A 17,229-nucleotide genomic window follows, 5' to 3' on the forward strand; every position below is an offset into this window, starting at 1 on the left:
ACATCATTAGAAAAGTAATTCCTGATGTCATTGACCAGGGAATAAAGGGTTTGCCGTTTAATCCTGTAGTGCTTGACCCACTACGAATGACTAAGCTTTCAGGCTTTTAAGTAAGTTTGAGTAAGTTTAGTTGAGCGGTGAATCAAGTCCTTGTTTAGAGGGAAACCCCTGATAAATTTCAGATTGCGTTGGAGGCAAAAATGAGAGAAATTTCGGAGCATCCGGTCAACGGGGACTATTATCGGGCATCTTTTGCCATTGTTGTTCTTGGCAGCCTAGCTAGGTAGGGAGTTATGAGCGAAATATTGCTGGTAGAAGACAGCCAAACGCAAAGGGAACTGATCTGTGATCTACTCCGCAATAGCGGCATTAAGGTCACGATCGCCACGGATGGGGTGGAAGCCCTCGAACATATTCAGAGAGCCAATCCGGATCTCGTCGTCCTCGATATCGTCATGCCCCGCATGAATGGTTATGAGGTGTGTCGTCGTCTCAAGTCGGATCCAAAAACCAAAAATGTCCCGGTGGTCATTTGTTCCTTGAAAGGGGAAGTCTTTGATCGCTATTGGGGCATGAAAATCGGAGCCGATGCCTACATTGTCAAGCCCTTTGAACCGATTGAGTTCATTTATACCATTAAACAACTGTTGCGCCGATAAAATCGCCCTCACCGGGGACAGTCTAGCTATGGCATAGGTCAAGACAGCTAAAAACGCCGCCCGAATTATTAGTTGCAAGAGAACTAAACTCATGCTTAACAACGCCGATTTTTTTGCTGGTAACGCTCAAAATATCGCCCCCGACAATCAGGAATTACAAACTCCCGTCGGTGAACTGTACTTGCGATTTTATCTACCCTCTCAGGACGAGTTTGCCCTTAGTGCCGTGGGAATTTGCGAGGTAATACAGCAACCACTAGATCGCATTACCCCCATTCCCAATGCTTCACCCTTGCTCCTCGGCACGATCAATCTCCGGGGTCAAGTGATCTGGGTGGCGGATCTCGGGCAATTTTTGGGGGATAGCAGCCGCTTAAACACCGATCGAGCCGAAATTCCCATAATTGCGATCAAAGAAGAGGAAACGATCCTCGGTTTAGCGGTGGAACGTTTGGGAGATATGGAATGGCTCGACCCAGATAAACTAGGTAGTGCCGCCAGTATTCCCGATCAGATCGCCCTCTATGTGCAGGGAGAGTGGATTCTGGGCCAAGAATCAAAAAAAACCTTAAGACTACTCGATCATCTGGCCATACTCCGTTTTGCCCGTTGGGCAGCTTAAAACCTGAAAAAAATAGCAGAATAGGATTTATAGGAATTCTTTCTTGAAACTACTAACTACTTCATTTAACTTTACTAGGGGAGGGGCAAATGCCGTCAGGGACAGAATACGCAAAACTCTATAGAAAGGCTAACACCGCCTATTGCCAGGGCAACCTTGAGGATGCCGCCGTCATTGTCAAAGAGATGATCAGCAAGTATCCCGAGGATGCCAATGTCATGCTTTTACAGGGTCACATTCATCTAGGACTACAACAATACAGATTGGCGGAGGAGCGTTACGAAAAAGTGCTGCAATTGGCTAAAAATTCTCCCAATAGTTCCGATCTAGTCGATTATGCCCAGCGTGGTCTCGATCAGATTCGGCGGCAATTGCGTTTTGAAGCCGAGGAGGGAGATTTTACGATCGCTGCTACGGAAAGCATTGCCTACAGCGAGGCAGCTTTCGATCTAGGTCAAGGTTTTAACCATTCTCGCTCCTGGAAGTCGCAAGGGGCTGACACCGATGGACAAAATAAAGGGCTGGATTGGAATAGTAGTCTTTTCAATGAGGAGGATCCCAGCGAGCCTACGGTAAGTAAAGTCCATTCCTATGACGATGATTTTGAGGAATCGGAGGAAACCGCCTTTAGTGTCCTTACCCTGCCGGGCCCCGGCTCTCACGGTTCCCAGTGGTCTAGCGATTCGGCGGAGGGGGAAGCCCCTTTCCCCTTTTTAGAAGCGGCGGAGATTGACTCGCTGGAGGAAGGGTGGGACGGTGAGTTAGGGTCAACGGGAGAAGCCACTTTTATGGTTTCCTCTGATCTGGGGGGAAATCCCCTGACCGGTAGAGATCAGGAGTTATCCTATAGGGATACCCTAGAAGAAAGCACTTTTGCCATTGACCTGGAATCGACCCACCCACAAGGGGCAAAAACTGGCCCTAATCAGGGCAGAGTCACTCAAAAAAGAGACGAGGAAGACGAAACCGGAGATTTTGGGCAACCAGAACTCAATGATGAGGATTTAGACGGTTTTTCCCCACTGGCTCTGACGGATACGGTTCAAGGACTGGGGGACTGGGAGCTATTTACCCCTTCGGGGGGGGAAGCTTTAAGTGGTGGTTTTCTCCCCGAACCCAGTGCGCGCCTTAATGCCAGTTCTGGTGTGGGAGAGCCTAGTTTTAATCCTTCTCGTCTAAAAACCCCCAATGACAAAAGAGATAGTCATCTTACCCATGCCTCCGAGCGCTTGCTCAAGCCAGTGGTGGAAGTCAATCCGGGCAAATTAGGCTTTTTTGTCAACGCTTCTTTAGGCAAAAAACAACTAATCCTAGCGGCTTTAGCGGGTATTGCCCCTGTGATCATAATTTTTGCCGTTAGTACCACCTCTTGGCTTTCTACGCTCTTGGCTGCCAAACCAGCCCCGAATAGCCAGGCAAAAACCGAAAAGGTTGCCCCCAAACCGGCCCCGAAACCGCCAGCCTCAGCCAGTCTTTCCCCCTTCAGTCAACCGGTACTAACCATGATGTTATTAACCGGACTGGGAACCCTGGCCCTGACTTGGCTAGGTTTACAGTTGCTAATTAGTCAGATTAAGGGCAGTCTCAACGATCTGCAAAGCCAATTCGATCATCTCTCGGAAGGTAATTTTAACGCTAAAGCGACGATCTACTCGGAAGATGAATTCGGTCAACTGGCCAATCGTTTCAATCAGATGGCTCGGGTGGTGGTAACTACCACCACGGAAGCCCAACGCCGCGCCGCCGAAACGGAACGGGAACGGGAAGACTTACAACGGCAAGTGATTCGACTTCTCGATGATGTGGAAGGAGCGGCTCGGGGAGATCTGACCGTGGAAGCGGAGGTAAGCGCCGATGTTTTAGGGGCGGTGGCCGATGCTTTTAATTTGACTATCCAAAACCTGCGCGAAATTGTCCGACAGGTGAAAAAAGCGGCCAAACAGGTGAATCAAGGCAGTACCAATAGTGAATCTTTCGCCCGCAATCAGTCTAGCGATGCCCTGCGGATGGCGGAGGAATTGGCCGTCACCCTTAATTCGGTACAGATGATGACCGACTCAATTCAACGGGTGGCGGAAAACGCCAGAGAAGCCGAAGAAGTCGCTCGCACTTCCTCGATTACCGCCCTGAAGGGGGGCGATTCCGTGGAAAGAACCGTGGCGGGAATTCTACAAATCCGCGAGACCGTATCAGAAACGGCGCGAAAAGTCAAGCGTTTGGCGGAAGCTTCCCAGGAAATCTCGAAAATTGTCGCGGTAGTCTCTCAGATTGCCTCAAGGACCAATTTATTGGCTCTTAATGCCTCGATTCAAGCGGCGCGAGCAGGAGAGGCGGGCCGCGGTTTTGCGGTTGTGGCCGATGAGGTGCGTCAGTTGGCCGATAGAGCTGCTAAATCGCTTAAGGAAATTGAACAGATCGTTTTACATATCCAATCGGAAACGGGTTCGGTAATGACGGCGATGGAGGAAGGGATTCAACAGGTTATCGATGTCACCGAGCGCTCGGAACAGGCGAAGAAGTCCCTAGAAGATATTATCCAAGTTTCTAACCGCATCGATACGCTGGTGCGATCGATTACCGCCGATACGGTTAAACAACGGGAAAATTCCCTCAATGTCGCCCAAGTTATGCAGTCGGTGGAGTTAACCGCTCAGGAAACTTCCCAAGAATCCCAACGGGTGGCGGGTTCTCTGCAAAAATTGGTGAGTATCTCCCGGGAGCTGCTTTCTTCGGTAGAACGGTTTAAGGTAGACTCAGAGGATGATCGATAATCGGTGAGCGCTAATCAGTGGGTTATTGATTAGCCGCTATCCCTCAAGATTGACCGCTAGAGTGAGTAAAGTTATGCCTAAACTTAGTCTCTGCATGATTGTCAAAAATGAAGCCGAAAATCTCCGGCGCTGTTTGGATAGCGTTAAAGGGGTGGTGGATGAGATGATCGTTATGGATACGGGTTCGACCGATGATACGATTGCTATTGCTCAAAGTTACGGTGCCATAGTTCCTAGCTACGATTGGCGGGGTAATTTTTCCGATGCCAGAAATGAGGCTTTAAAATATGTTACTGGCGATTGGATTTTAGTCCTTGATGCTGATGAGGAATTAAATGCCGCTATCGTACCGAAAATGCGTCGGGCAATGGAAAAAGAGGAAAATTTAGTGATTAATTTAATCCGCCATGAAATCGGAGCCATACAATCACCTTATTCTCTAATTTCGCGGCTATTTCGCCGACATCCTCAGGTCACTTTTACCCGTCCCTATCACTCAATTATTGATGATAATGTGGCTATTTTATTAAAAAAAGAGCCTAATTGGAAAATAGTTGAACTGCCAGAAATTGCTATCTTTCACTACGGTTACACCGTGGATAAAATAGCCAGCTTAGATAAGTTTGAACGGGCAAGAAAAGCGATGGAGGGTTTTTATCAGCAACATCCCCACGATCCCTATGTGTGTAGTAAATTGGGAGGGTTATATCTGAAGATTGGCAGGGATAAAGAGGGTTTTAAGCTGCTCAAACACGGTTTAAAATGCCATGGCTCTAATCCGCATATTTTATACGAGTTGTATTATCATCTCGCTAATTATTATTATTCAGTAGAGGAATTTAAGCAATCAGCCGATAATTTTATTAAAGCGATTAAGCAGCCAATTTTAGATAAATTAAAACTGGGTGCTTATAATAATTTAGGTGGGTTATTATACGAAGCAGAAAAATACGAAACGGCCTTATCTATCTTTGAGAAAACCGTAGAAATTGATCCTAGCTATGCCGATGGTTACTATAATTTAGGACTGGTTCTCAAACAACTGCACCGGCTACCAGAATCGATTAAAGCTTATAAAAAAGCTCTCAAGTTAAACCCAGATAATCCCACTATTTACCAAAATCTAGGGGTTGCTTATATAGCTTTCGGTAGCTATAATGAGGCGATCGAGATTTGGCAAAAAGGCCTACAATTATTGAAAAATCAGGGTAATGTATCTCGCGCTGAAATGCTGCAAGAAACCCTAGAAGCTCTGGGAGCAAGTGTATTGAGGGATGAACAGTAACTGTTCACCGTTGTCGCGAAGATTGGGAGCAGCCACTGTACTAAAATTCTCAATAGGCAGTTGAAATGCAGTACATCTGATTGCTAAAACCCTGTCTAGTCAACTCCTGTGAGGATTTTTCCGAACTAATTGTTAATAGGATTATCGAGGAGTTAGACGCTGAAGACTCAGGGGTTTTGATAGAAATCATCAAGAGATAATTGCTCGCCGTGTAATTGACCTTGACAAGAAATGCTATAATTTCCTAGCAAGAGGGGAATTTAATCCCTCTCAGGGTTGCCATCGCACAATTTTGTCGGTTACTGGTTCTCGTCAGCTTGTTTGTCAAATATACCAATTCTATTTTGAATCGGTGCTGTTATGTCAAGATTCAGGGTTTCTGGCTGCAACGGAACTGAAAAATCAAATAATCTATTCCATCAAATCTTCTTACCTTAGACAAAAATAATGAAATTCGAGGAAATCCAAGAGATTCTTAATCGGCAACTGCTCAAGCTTGAGAATCGCTGTCTCAATGACACAGAACAATTATTATTGCGAGGACTTTGGCAGAAAAAGAACTATCAAGAAATTGCCCAAGAAAACGGTTATAGTAGCAGCTATCTTGCCAATGTAGTTGCCCCAGGACTCTATGATAGAGTCTCGCAACTGATCGGAGAAACGGTCAATAAGAAAAATTTTTTATCTAGACTACAATCTCATTTTACCAACTCCACATCGCTTCAGTATTGCGGTCAGGAATATCTCCAAAATGAGCGTCCAGAATACCCAGATGCTCCTGTTCCCTATAATTCTTATTATTATCTAAAACGAACAAAACTTGAAGCAAAAATTATCGAGGAAATCGGACAATCTGGGGCGTTAGTACGCATTAAAGCTCCCAAAAAATGGGGGAAAACGTCTTTATTATTAACAATTTTAGAGGCTTGTCAACAGCAATTCGGTTATCAAATTGTTAGTTTAGATTTACAAAAAGCAGACCAAGACATCATAGCAAATTTTAACAAGTTCTTACGCTGGATCTGCCGTAATTGCGCTCGGCAGTTGAATTTAGAAGCCAAATTAGATGATTATTGGGATGAAGATATAGGAATTAAAATGAGTTGGACAATTTATTTTGAAGAGTATATTTTACGAGAGATAAAACAGCCACTGGTATTGGCTTTAGACGAAGTGCATCGAGTCTTTGAACATCCGAAAGTAGCAGAAGATTTTTTACCTTTAATCAGAGCTTGTTATGAAGAATCTAAGCGATCTCCCCTGTGGCAGAAATTACGTTTAATTATTGTTCAATCCACAGAATCTTATGTTTCTCTGCGATTAGAACAGTCTCCTTTTAATGTGGGATTACCCATAGAGTTACAGGGTTTTGGTCAAGAACAAGTGGCAGAATTGGCAAAAAAATATCAATTAAATGAATTAGCAACCAACGAAATTAAACAATTGATCGACTTAGTGGGGGGACATCCTGCCTTGATTCATTTAGCGATTTATCATCTTAGCCAAGAGCAAATCACGATGCCAGATTTAATCAAATCAGCAATTACATCAACGGGAATTTATTCCTCTCATTTACAGCTGCACTGGGTCACTTTACAAAAACAACCCGAACTTGCCGCTGTTTTTCAACAGATTTGTCAAGGTAATCAACCAATAATAGTCGATCCAATTATTGCTTATAAACTTAATAGTATGGGTTTAATTAAACTCAGAGAAAATAAAGCAATTGTCAGTTGTCAGTTGTATCAAAAGTACTTTATAAGCCAATATACTGGTTCAGTATAAATAAATTTTTGAACCATGGTATTAAGACAGCGATCGCTCAAGCCAATCATTATTAAATATCGTCTGATAAATCCGATTATGAACGTCCATTTTCCCGTGACGCTTTACCACTAATCCAGATAAAAATAACTCAGGTAAATAGGGATTGTTATCAATCTGTATTGGTTCTTGATGGAGGATTTGTCGATACAAGGTTAATAACTGGGGTCGGTTTGGACTTTGAAGAAGGCGATCTTGAATAGTTTTTAAATGTTCGGGTTGATCCTGCATCTCCCAATCTTGAATAATTTTTTCTGCTACTAAGTTGGCCAACCATTGTTCTTCTTGATTAGAGGGGATTGGTTGCTCACTATCCCGCATCAGTTGACAGAGTTTTTGAGTTAAGAAAGGTTGCCCTCCCGTCCAGCTTAAGACTTGTTTGAGCATGGTCTGAAGATTACTGACTTTTTCTGTTAACCCATATAATAAAGGTTGAGCTTCGTGTTCTTTAAAACTTGCTAATTCAATAGCGTTACCAATATTAAAAGGTGTTTTCTGGGGGTCAGTAATTAAAGCTGAAGGTGTGGTAGCACCAAAAAAGGCAAAAGTTAGCTCTTGAAATTGAGGTTGAATCGCTCTCTGGTTATAAAAAGAACGAATTAAAGCAAAAAAGTCAGAGACATCAAATTTTAACCCTAAAATGCTATCAATTTCATCAATAAATATAACAGTCGATTTTCCAGATTGCCGCTGATTAAAATCGTCATTAACTAGAAGAAACTCTTCCATAAATTGTCCTAATCGTTGTACAGGAGGCAGGTCTAATTGTTCATTCCACCAAGCTTTAAAAGTTTTCAATTGTTTGATTAATCCAAAACTGCGGAGCAGATCAACGGCTAATCCTTTATACCATTGTTCGGGGGTAATATTGTCTGTTCCTAGCCGAGTTAAGTCAATTACTGCACATCTAATTCCCTCCTTTTGTAATTGGCTCATCATCCGTACCATTAAGCTAGATTTTCCCATTTGACGTGCATTTAAAACATAGCAAAATAGACCTTGTTTGAGAGCTTTATAAAGATTGCGATCAGCTTGTCGAACCACATAATTTGGTGCATCCATCGGTAAACTGCCCCCCACTTGATAGACAAATTTGGGAGGTTGTTCAGCACTTTTAAGCAGGTCATTTTCAAAGATAAGTTCTGCTTGGGTTGCTTTCAGTACCTCTAAAGTGTTTGTGAGTTCTTTAGTGCGTTCTTGCACTCTTTGTTCTAAGCTTTGATAGAGTCTGGAGTTATCAATAGAGATAGCGGCTTGAGCTGCTAGAATATTTAATAGTTCAACTCTTTCTGAGGTAAATGCGCTGGTTGTTAAATTATTTTCTAAATAAACAATTCCTTTTAATTGACCTTGATTGAGTAAAGGAGTACAAAGAATGGATTTAGTTTTTTTAGCCACAATATAATAATCATTGGTAAATTGACCTGATGAAGTGGCATCATTTAAAACGATAGTTTCTTTTGTCCGAGCGACATAATTAATAATGCTAGTGGGTAGAATGGGAATTGAAGTATCATGGTCGATAGATTCTATGGGAATTGGCTGTAAGATATTAACCGTTTCTTGAGCAATTGTTCCTTGAGCTTCAATGACCCAATTTCCTTGCTGTTCTAAAATCAGACAACCTTTCTGCGCTCCTGCATTTTCAATAACAATTTTCATTAAATTTGTTAGGAGATTTTCCAGTTTAATTTCTCCAGAAATTGCTTGCGAGGCTTTGAGAATAGTCGTTAAATCAAGAACTGCTCCATCATTACCAGTAGTTGAAATGGTGGTACTCAGTCCTTTAGATTTGTTTTGATTGCTGATACCTAATAAATATTGAGGGTATTCTTCTTCTAATTGTTTAACTTTGGCCTTTGCACCCCAACGAATGTAACAATGATAGGCATTTCTTAAATATAATTTACCAATTTCTTCTCTACCTAAAGTAAAATAAAATTCAGAGGCACGTTCATAAGCTAAAGCCTCTTCATTGATAAATTCGTATTTTTTTGCTCCTTGAATGGCTTTTTCATAAAATTCTTGAGCTTTCCAGTTTTGACCTAAGACTCTGGCTTTTTCTGCTTCGACTAGATCATATTTATGTTGAAAATTAGCTTGACATTGACGAGACCATATTTTCATACTATCTTGATTTTTGGATACTTGGTCTAATAATTCTTCTCTTTTATTTGAATCCAGATTATTATTATTAGCTAATAAAGCAAGAGATGAGTAAAATTTATACTGAGGAGCAGGTAAATATCTAGCACAAGAATCAAAATATTGTTGAGAATTAACTATATAATTAGTTGCTTGACTATACTCTTTAAAGAAAAACAAGCAATATATTTTAGCAAAATAAGCAATAAATAGTAGCCATGTGTTTTTATTTTCAATCCAGTTATTGAAATAATTATTTTCTGTTAAATAAGAATCCCCAACAATAATGAAATTGTTCTCATATTTAATTAAATTATTGACAATTTGGTGACATATACCTGTATAAAAATCAGCATACTGTATCTTATATTTTTGAATTAATTTTAGATATTCTTCTCCTTCACGCCGAATATCCTCTAAAGGGTATCCTCCCAATAATTTTATAAGATAATAACTAATAAAACAGTGAGCCGAAAAAAGATGCTCTCCTGTATTTTTTCCTTGTTCAAAACCCTTTAAACATTGTTCTTGTGCTTCAATGTTTCTAAGTGACTTTTTCCAATGCCACCCAAAACCATAATACAAAAGAAGCACTGTAGCATCAAATGAAGGATTATTCTTTTGTTCTTGTAACTTTAAAGACAGTTGACCAAACTCATATGCTATCTCAATATTTTTAACTGAATCGGATTGAAATAAACTATAAAAACTATAGCTAATTGCAGCTTGAGAAGGGTTTCCATATTCAATGCAAAGATTAATTTGTTTTAATACTGACCAATTGACTAAATTGGGATTGGTCTGTAGCAATGAAGACATCATTTGTTGCAAAATTGATATAGCTAGAGTTTTATAAGGATCGGTAAGTGGTGGATGATTAATCAAATCCTTAATCTGTTTACTTTTTAAAAGTGACCTTAAAAGATTATATTCTTGATTAATTCTTTTTTTTGTTTCATCCTCATTTTGCGGTATATTAATACCAATATTAAGTAAATTTAAAGCATTACAAGAACTTTCTATGGCTTTTTGATGCTTGAGTTCAGCATAATAAGATTGAGTTTTAATTTCATAGATTTTTACTTTACTAAAAATATCATAATTTTTTTTGATCAGAATATCAGACAAATCGTGAACTTTGTCAAAACAAGATGTCAAGTAAAGAACTTCCAACAATTCTAGATGAATTTCTAAGATTAATTGATTTTGCCAATTTTCCTCATCTAATTTTAATAGTTTAATGCCAGTCTCTAAATATATTAAAGCTGTTAAGTAAGCGGTTGATGATTTAGCTTTTTTCCCTGCCTTAAGATTTAATTTAGCTAACTGCTCTTTTTCTGATTGCTCAGTAATTAATTCGGAGCCTTTATTGAGTTGGTTAACAATATCAAAGATATTACTTTGTAAATTATCTTCTTGAGCATTCTTTAGTAATAAACGACCTATTTGTAAATGAACTTGATTTTTTTCTGTTTCGGGAATGAGAGAATAGGCCGCTTGTTGTACCCTGTCATGTAAAAATTTATAGGTAATCAATATTGATTGTGTGTAACTTCTTGGAGATTGAATATTTGGTAAATCAATTAAATTTTCAAACAAAGGATTTTTATAGTTATTGTTTAAAGGAATAATTAATCCTTCATCAATAGCCGATTGCAAATCTCTGGCAGTAATTTTTAAAGATTGATGATTAACAATTGCTAAAGTTTCTAAATTAAATTCATTGCCAATGCAAGAGGATAATTGAAGAAGATGTTGAGTTTTTTGAGCTAGTTTTTCTATTTTACTAACCATGAGAGCAACTACATTATCAGTAATAGAAACAGAGTTAATCTGATTTATATCCCATTGCCAATATCCTTGTTTTGCATCTATATAATTAGGCAAAGAGCAAGAAAGATTAAATACTAACAATTTTTCTTGATACAAAGAATAAAGAAGTTGAGTCAAGAAAAAAGGATTACCGTCAGTTTTTTGGTTCATTAACTCAGCCAAAGGTTGAGCGACTTCTATTGAACAAGAAAGAGTATCAGCAACTAATTGATTAATATCTTCCAATTTTAGAGGGAAAAGAATAATTTCCTCTACAGAAATACGTACTTGTTTAATTTTTGCTAAGGTGTGTATCAAAGGATGAGTAATATTAACTTCATTATCTCGATAAGCTCCTATCAGCAAACAATATTGAATATCAGCATCAGTAATCAATTGTTCAATAAGATGAAGAGATGGTAAATCTGCCCATTGTAAATCATCAATGAAAATAACCAATGGATGCTCTTTTTGACAAAAAATGGAGATAAATTGTTTAAGAAAGAAATTGAACCTATTTTGACTTTCCATCGCCCCTACTTGTTCAACTGGTGGTTGTTGACCAATAATTTTTTCTAAGTCGGGAATCACATCGATAATAATTTGAGCATTATTTCCTAAAATATTTAAAATTTTCTTTTTCCATAGTTGCAGTACTTCTTCTGACTCTGTTAAAAACTTACGCATTAACCCTTGAAAAGCCTGAGAAATAGCTGAATAAGGAATATCTCTTTGTAAATGATCAAATTTGCCACTAATAAATTCTCCTCGGTTCCCTGTAATCGGTTTATGAATTTCATTGACTAAAGCAGTTTTACCAATACCTGAATAACCCGATATTAAAATCATCTCAGTTGTCCCTTTAATAACCTTTTTAAAAGTGCTTAAAAGTTTTTCTATCTCTGCTTCTCTGCCATACAATTTTTGAGGAATGTGAAACTTTTCGCTAACATCTTTTTTCCCTAACTTAAAAACAGTAATTGATCTTTGATCTTGAAGTTGATTAAGACAGGTTTCTATATCTGCTTTAACTCCCCAAGCACTTTGGTATCTCTCCTCTGGGTTTTTTGCTAACAATTTTGCAATAATATCGGCAATGATTCTGGGAATATTAGGAATGACTTTATCAACGGCTATTGGTTGTTGAGCAATATGACAGTGAACTAACTCCATTGGCTCTGAAGTTTCAAAAGGTAATTTATTCGTTAAAAGTTCATAGAATGTTACACCTAAAGAGTAAAAGTCACTGCGATAATCTAAGCCTCTATTCATTCTTCCTGTTTGTTCGGGAGCAATATAGGCTAAAGTCCCTTCTAGTTCGTTAGGATTACAAATTGGCATAAACTCTTGGGATAAACGAGTAGAAATACCAAAATCAATAATTTTTAACTGTTCTGTTTCCGAATTATAGATAATATTAGAGGGGTTAATATCTTTATGAATAATATTCTGATCATGAATGATTCTTAAACTATCAGTTATCTTAATAGCAATAGCTAGAAACTGATCTAAACTTAACCTACCTTGTTGCGAGAGTAATCTTTTTAAAGATTGACCACCAAAATCTTCTAAAAGCATGACTAAGCTATTTTCATATCGCTGTAAGTCATAGGCTTTAATAATACCATCAGCATTTAAGGAACAAGTAATCTGATATTCTTGTTGGTAGCGAGTCAACTCTGAGGAATCAGGATAGGTTTCTTTGAGCATTTTAAGTATAATAGGCTGATTATCAGGCTTGAGAAGAGCCTGATAAACTAATGAATTATTACTTTCATAGATTTTCTCTAAAATTTGATAATCTTTCATCTTTTTTAGTTTAAATGTTCTATAGATCTAACTAAGTGCTTCAATGGAATTCTACTTTTTAAATTTGTGAATAAATTTCGGCAACTGTCGTTGTCAAAACTTGATATTGTTCTTTTCTTTCTTGATTAATTACTTGTGACTTCCACATCTCACAATTTTGACAAGCCCTCCTCTTTTCTAATTGATTGAGAATTAAATCTTGTCGAAGTTTTTGAAATAAATCTCCTGACCAAATTTCTTGTAATGTTTGCTGGTTATAATCTCCTAAACTTTGAATATTTTGGTCAAAGCCTAATCTAAATAAAGTCTCGATACAGTAATAGATTCTACCATCAGGTAAAACTACCATTTCGATAAAAGGAAATAAACAAGCCCACCGCCCCTCTGCTTTTTGTTGATAGTATTGAAGAGACTGATGAATTCGTTGATTGTTTTTTTTAAGTCTCATATTAGTTTGTTGATATTCCGCCATATTTAAAATAAATATACTGTCAACCTTGGATAACCAACGATTTAAAAATTTGTCTTCCTCGTCTGGACTAACATCTTGGTTTCTAACAAAAGAGGTTCTAACTTCACAAGAACTCCCTAATTGATCCCTAATTTTCAAAAATTTAATCACATTAGACTCAACTCGATTAAAATCAGAACCTCTAATTTTGGCGTAAGTTTCTGGGGTGGCGGCATCAATACTTATATCGATACTGGTTAAACCTGCTTTTAATAAGGCTTTGGTACGATTTTCATCAAGAAGTTGTCCGTTAGTGGTTAAATGAACTTTGGGAACTCCCTGTTCTCTGCAAAGTTTGATAAATTCTATTAATTTAGAATGTAATAATGGTTCTTCTACACTACCAATCAAAACGGTGATACCAGCTTGACCACAATCCCTTGCTAGTTTGTCCATCATTGTCCAAGACATTTCTCTCTTACTTTGAAAAAAATCTGTGGTATGGTTTGGCTTTAAAATAGAACTATGATAAGGACACATTACACATTTAAGGTTACAACTATTACTTAAAACAACTCTGATATAAGAAGGATTAATGGCTCTTCCGTAATAATTGGCAAAGTAATGTAGTTGTTCATCAATATCAACTTCTGAAATTAGCTGAACTTGTGGGATTAAATCACGAGGGACAACATCAGCAATTTCACCTTTTAACAAATTCTCGATATTGAACCGTAATTGCTCCCAGATATTTCTTGATTTTTCAGGATATGAATAGGCTAGTATCGGGTAATCAGGTAAGCCTAGCTCAGACAGAATTGATAAACTAGGTTGAAAAATAATTATAGAATCTTGATTTTTGCTTCTCAAAAATAATAATCTTTCAAGGCTTTTTTGATGCAAAGGAATACTACGAGTAAGAATTTCAATCGTCATTTTGTCTATAAACCCCTAAGAAAATATAAAATTCAGGTAGTGCAATCTGTCTAATGAAAGATCAACCCCAGAATTAGGACTGTCAGACTCTTAAAATCACTACTCGTGATAGATACACTGCCTAAATCTGATCAGAACCTCGAAGCCTTATTCTTTCCCTAACACCCTATTGATGTTGAGGTTCTCCAAGGCATAGATTATGAGATATTTGATCGTGTAAAATGTAATTATTCACTGACTTTTGACAGCCCAGAAACGTTGCTTATCAATGCTGTCAGGGATTTATTGCCCTTGTAGTTTCTCTAGCTGACTAGGAAAGAATCAGGGTTTCGGCGTTGAGGAAGACTTTCAGGAGATATGAGTATTTCCTCTGTTCATTGAGAAACCCTTACGGTTCATCATTCTCAATAAGACTGTCCTTATTGCGGTGAATAATTACTGTCAAATTAACACGTTGTAGTTGGTATATAAATGTTTTTGGCGTAATATTCGCCTTCTTTTCGATTTCTTATCCAATTGTCCAATGTCTCTTTATCCAATGTTAATTCTCCGAATTGAGGGCGGGGAGGATAGGGAATGGATAGAGTCAAAAAACTTGGATGATTGGCATTAGAATCACCTATTTTACCCTGAAAAGAATCAGTGACTATTTCTATTATGTAACCCCCAGTATCTTCTTGTTGATCTATTGCAAATATATCAAAAATTGGAAACTCATATTGTTCGTTATCAAATTCCGGGTTACTCTCTCCTTGTTCATCTATAAAAAATACAGCCCTTAGCAAATGAGCCTCTTTTGTTTGATCATCCGCATTTTTGGGATTTGCTTTAAATAGCCGGAGCAAATTTTCCCCTGGCTTTTCAATTTCTGAAGTAGGCTCTTCAAAATAACTCTTAAGATCAAGGGCATTTTGCTTATGCTCTAAGGAGTATTCATCAGTTTCATCTTCATCTCCCCATCGCCAAATATAAGCAATGATTTGAGAAACTTGTTTGGCTTGCTGGCAAAGATGCCGCAAGTATCCCTTATACTCACCGGAACGGTTAACATTCTTTTGATGAGCTCCTTCAGCATTGTGAGCTTGTTCAATACTTAGCACTAGTTGACGACTTCCAAACATAATATTATTCCTTTCAAAAAAGATCAGGCTTAAAAGTAAAAACGTTTAGGATTTTCCCAAGCGATTTTTTTGACTATCTCCTCAGATAAGTTGTCTTCAAGTCCTATGACTTTTTTTACCCCATCAGCCTGATGATCCATGTGAGGATAATCAGACCCGAAGATTAAGTTATCAGAACCGATAAAGTCAATGACCTGAGGTAAATAGGTTTCAGAGGGTTCCACTGCAATGTAACACTGACGGCGGAAATACTCCGATGGTAATAATTTTACCCGATCTTGGACTTCCCAATGTAAATTTTTATACTCTTCGTCAAGCTTCCATAACCAATAGGGAAGCCAACCACACCCGGACTCTAGAAACGCCACCCTCAGCCTCCGATGACGTTCTAACACCCCCCCTTCAATTAAGGCTAACAGTGCCATCATTTGTTCCATGGGGTGAGAACAAGCATGAAGGGCAAAACGGGTGTTAAATCGATCTGCACCAGTGGTGGGTAAGCGGCTATGAGTGCCTTCATGAATTCCTACAGCCATGTCCAAATCCTCGCAGGCCGTCCAAAAGGGTTCATAGGCTGGATCGCTCAAAATTCTGCCTTTAACGGGGTTAGGGCGCAAAAAAACCGCCTTCCAGCCCAAGTTTGCCATGCGGTGTAGCTCTTTGACCATATCTTCGGGATCATGTTGATTGACTGCAGCCACTCCTTTCAGTCTAGCCGGGTCATAGCTACAATATTCTTCATATAACCATGTATTGTAGGCACGGACAAAAGCCCCCATCACTTCGGCAGGTAGGCTATCAATGGCAAATAACCACAGTCCATAGGTAGGATAAATAAAGGCCCTATCTACCCCCATTTGTACCATTGCTTGAACATGGGACTCTGGGTTATAGCGATTGAGATAAGCGTGGGGATGAGCTTGCATCATCTGCTTATTCCCTTCTGCTTGGACTTGTGGGGAGATTTTTTGACTAATCGGTTCTCCTTTGATTTTCATGTCAGCAGAAGGAGCAAATTCCCTAAATTTAGGTTCTAGGTATTGGCCCCACATTGCGGGGGGTTCAATGACATGGGAATCAGCATCAATAATTTTGTACCCGTTGAGCATAGAGGTTTTTTGGCAATTTTCTACCTAAATTATATTTGATTGGGAAAAAGCGGTCCCTTTTTTGCTGCTTTTTTTTCATCCCCTAAAACTCCATGGATTGATTGGGTTAAACTTGATACAACACTTTATTAAACTTAACGAATGGAAGCGATTGAATTTAAGACGATTCTCCATCATGGTACAGTTGTCATTCCCCCTGAATACCCCTCTAAGTGGGAAGGTAAGGCGATCCGTGTGATACCCTGAAGGGGTTTTGAGCTTGACTCAACCTTCTAAGATACATATAATGTATGTATGACATTTGAATTTGACATCCTCACCGCCGTGAACGGACGGTGATTCCCAAACCTCACGATTTAGGTTTCTGTTTCTTTCCCGAAGGATTTTTCGCACCTGCCTTAACAGATTTACTCTGTTCTGGTCTTATAGTCGCTCCACAGACTGACACCGCAAGCCCTGCGGCCAAAATATTTTTACTGGCGTTAATATCTCGGTCATGGTGCGTCCCACAGTCTGGACAGTCCCATTCTCGAACATTTAACGGCATTTTCAAGGGCAATATACCCGCAATTACTACACCTTTTAGAGCTAGGAAACCATCTATCTATTTCGATGTAATTTCTCCCATACCAACGGCATTTATAGGCTAATTGTCGAGTGATTTCTCCCCAACTAACGTCAGATA

General features: G+C 38.9%; 9 protein-coding genes and 1 pseudogene. 5 read left to right on the forward strand and 5 right to left on the reverse strand.

Translation table 11 applies throughout. From position 1 onward, the window contains the following. Positions 1-293 precede the first annotated feature (293 nt). The 5 genes from IM500_RS07350 to IM500_RS07370 all read left to right on the forward strand — a co-directional run bounded on the left by IM500_RS07350 (position 294) and on the right by IM500_RS07370 (position 7,122). Positions 294-659 carry a response regulator transcription factor gene (locus IM500_RS07350; protein WP_002798118.1) on the forward strand — a complete coding sequence of 122 codons (366 nt, stop codon included), beginning with the start codon at positions 294-296 and terminating at the stop codon, positions 657-659. A 91-nt stretch (positions 660-750) separates the two neighbouring features. After that, positions 751-1,281 (forward strand): chemotaxis protein CheW, encoded by a 531-nt coding sequence (locus IM500_RS07355; RefSeq protein ID WP_190722674.1) that lies wholly within the window; start codon positions 751-753, stop codon positions 1,279-1,281. An 89-nt stretch (positions 1,282-1,370) separates the two neighbouring features. Next, positions 1,371-4,052 carry a methyl-accepting chemotaxis protein gene (locus IM500_RS07360; protein WP_287738042.1) on the forward strand — a complete coding sequence of 894 codons (2,682 nt, stop codon included), beginning with the start codon at positions 1,371-1,373 and terminating at the stop codon, positions 4,050-4,052. 73 nt (positions 4,053-4,125) lie between these two features. Beyond that, positions 4,126-5,337: a glycosyltransferase gene (locus tag IM500_RS07365; RefSeq protein ID WP_190722672.1), complete on the forward strand. Its 1,212-nt coding sequence runs from the start codon at positions 4,126-4,128 to the stop codon at positions 5,335-5,337. Positions 5,338-5,784: 447 nt separating this feature from the next. Beyond that, positions 5,785-7,122: an AAA-like domain-containing protein gene (locus IM500_RS07370; RefSeq protein WP_287738043.1), complete on the forward strand. Its 1,338-nt coding sequence runs from the start codon at positions 5,785-5,787 to the stop codon at positions 7,120-7,122. Positions 7,123-7,143: 21 nt separating this feature from the next. Here IM500_RS07370 and IM500_RS07375 read toward each other — a convergent pair whose 3' ends face one another. The 5 genes and pseudogenes from IM500_RS07375 to IM500_RS07395 form a co-directional block, all read right to left on the reverse strand. Continuing rightward, complete coding sequence (locus IM500_RS07375; RefSeq protein ID WP_287738044.1) at positions 7,144-12,927, reverse strand: protein kinase domain-containing protein; 5,784 nt, start codon at positions 12,925-12,927, stop codon at positions 7,144-7,146. 58 nt (positions 12,928-12,985) lie between these two features. Then, positions 12,986-14,314: a radical SAM protein gene (locus tag IM500_RS07380; protein WP_287738045.1), complete on the reverse strand. Its 1,329-nt coding sequence runs from the start codon at positions 14,312-14,314 to the stop codon at positions 12,986-12,988. Positions 14,315-14,760: 446 nt separating this feature from the next. Further along, positions 14,761-15,435, reverse strand: coding sequence for a hypothetical protein (locus IM500_RS07385; RefSeq protein WP_287738046.1), 675 nt, complete (start codon positions 15,433-15,435; stop codon positions 14,761-14,763). A 29-nt stretch (positions 15,436-15,464) separates the two neighbouring features. Beyond that, the gene (locus IM500_RS07390) at positions 15,465-16,544 is read right to left on the reverse strand and encodes an amidohydrolase family protein (RefSeq protein WP_287738047.1); all 1,080 of its coding nucleotides are present in this window, start codon (positions 16,542-16,544) and stop codon (positions 15,465-15,467) included. Between the two features lie 349 nt (positions 16,545-16,893). Beyond that, positions 16,894-17,229 (reverse strand): annotated as a pseudogene (locus tag IM500_RS07395) (RNA-guided endonuclease TnpB family protein); the annotation flags it as partial.

Source organism: Microcystis sp. M179S2 (genome assembly GCF_020245805.1).
Classification (GTDB): domain Bacteria; phylum Cyanobacteriota; class Cyanobacteriia; order Cyanobacteriales; family Microcystaceae; genus Microcystis; species Microcystis aeruginosa.

Bases quoted from the DNA above. Each gene is read 5' to 3' on its own strand.
- IM500_RS07350 (WP_002798118.1), top strand. From the start codon at position 294: ATGAGCGAAATATTGCTGGTAGAAGACAGCCAAACGCAAAGGGAACTG.
- IM500_RS07355 (WP_190722674.1), top strand. From the start codon at position 751: ATGCTTAACAACGCCGATTTTTTTGCTGGTAACGCTCAAAATATCGCC.
- IM500_RS07360 (WP_287738042.1), top strand. From the start codon at position 1,371: ATGCCGTCAGGGACAGAATACGCAAAACTCTATAGAAAGGCTAACACC.
- IM500_RS07365 (WP_190722672.1), top strand. From the start codon at position 4,126: ATGCCTAAACTTAGTCTCTGCATGATTGTCAAAAATGAAGCCGAAAAT.
- IM500_RS07370 (WP_287738043.1), top strand. From the start codon at position 5,785: ATGAAATTCGAGGAAATCCAAGAGATTCTTAATCGGCAACTGCTCAAG.
- IM500_RS07375 (WP_287738044.1), bottom strand. From the start codon at position 12,927: ATGAAAGATTATCAAATTTTAGAGAAAATCTATGAAAGTAATAATTCA.
- IM500_RS07380 (WP_287738045.1), bottom strand. From the start codon at position 14,314: ATGACGATTGAAATTCTTACTCGTAGTATTCCTTTGCATCAAAAAAGC.
- IM500_RS07385 (WP_287738046.1), bottom strand. From the start codon at position 15,435: ATGTTTGGAAGTCGTCAACTAGTGCTAAGTATTGAACAAGCTCACAAT.
- IM500_RS07390 (WP_287738047.1), bottom strand. From the start codon at position 16,544: ATGCTCAACGGGTACAAAATTATTGATGCTGATTCCCATGTCATTGAA.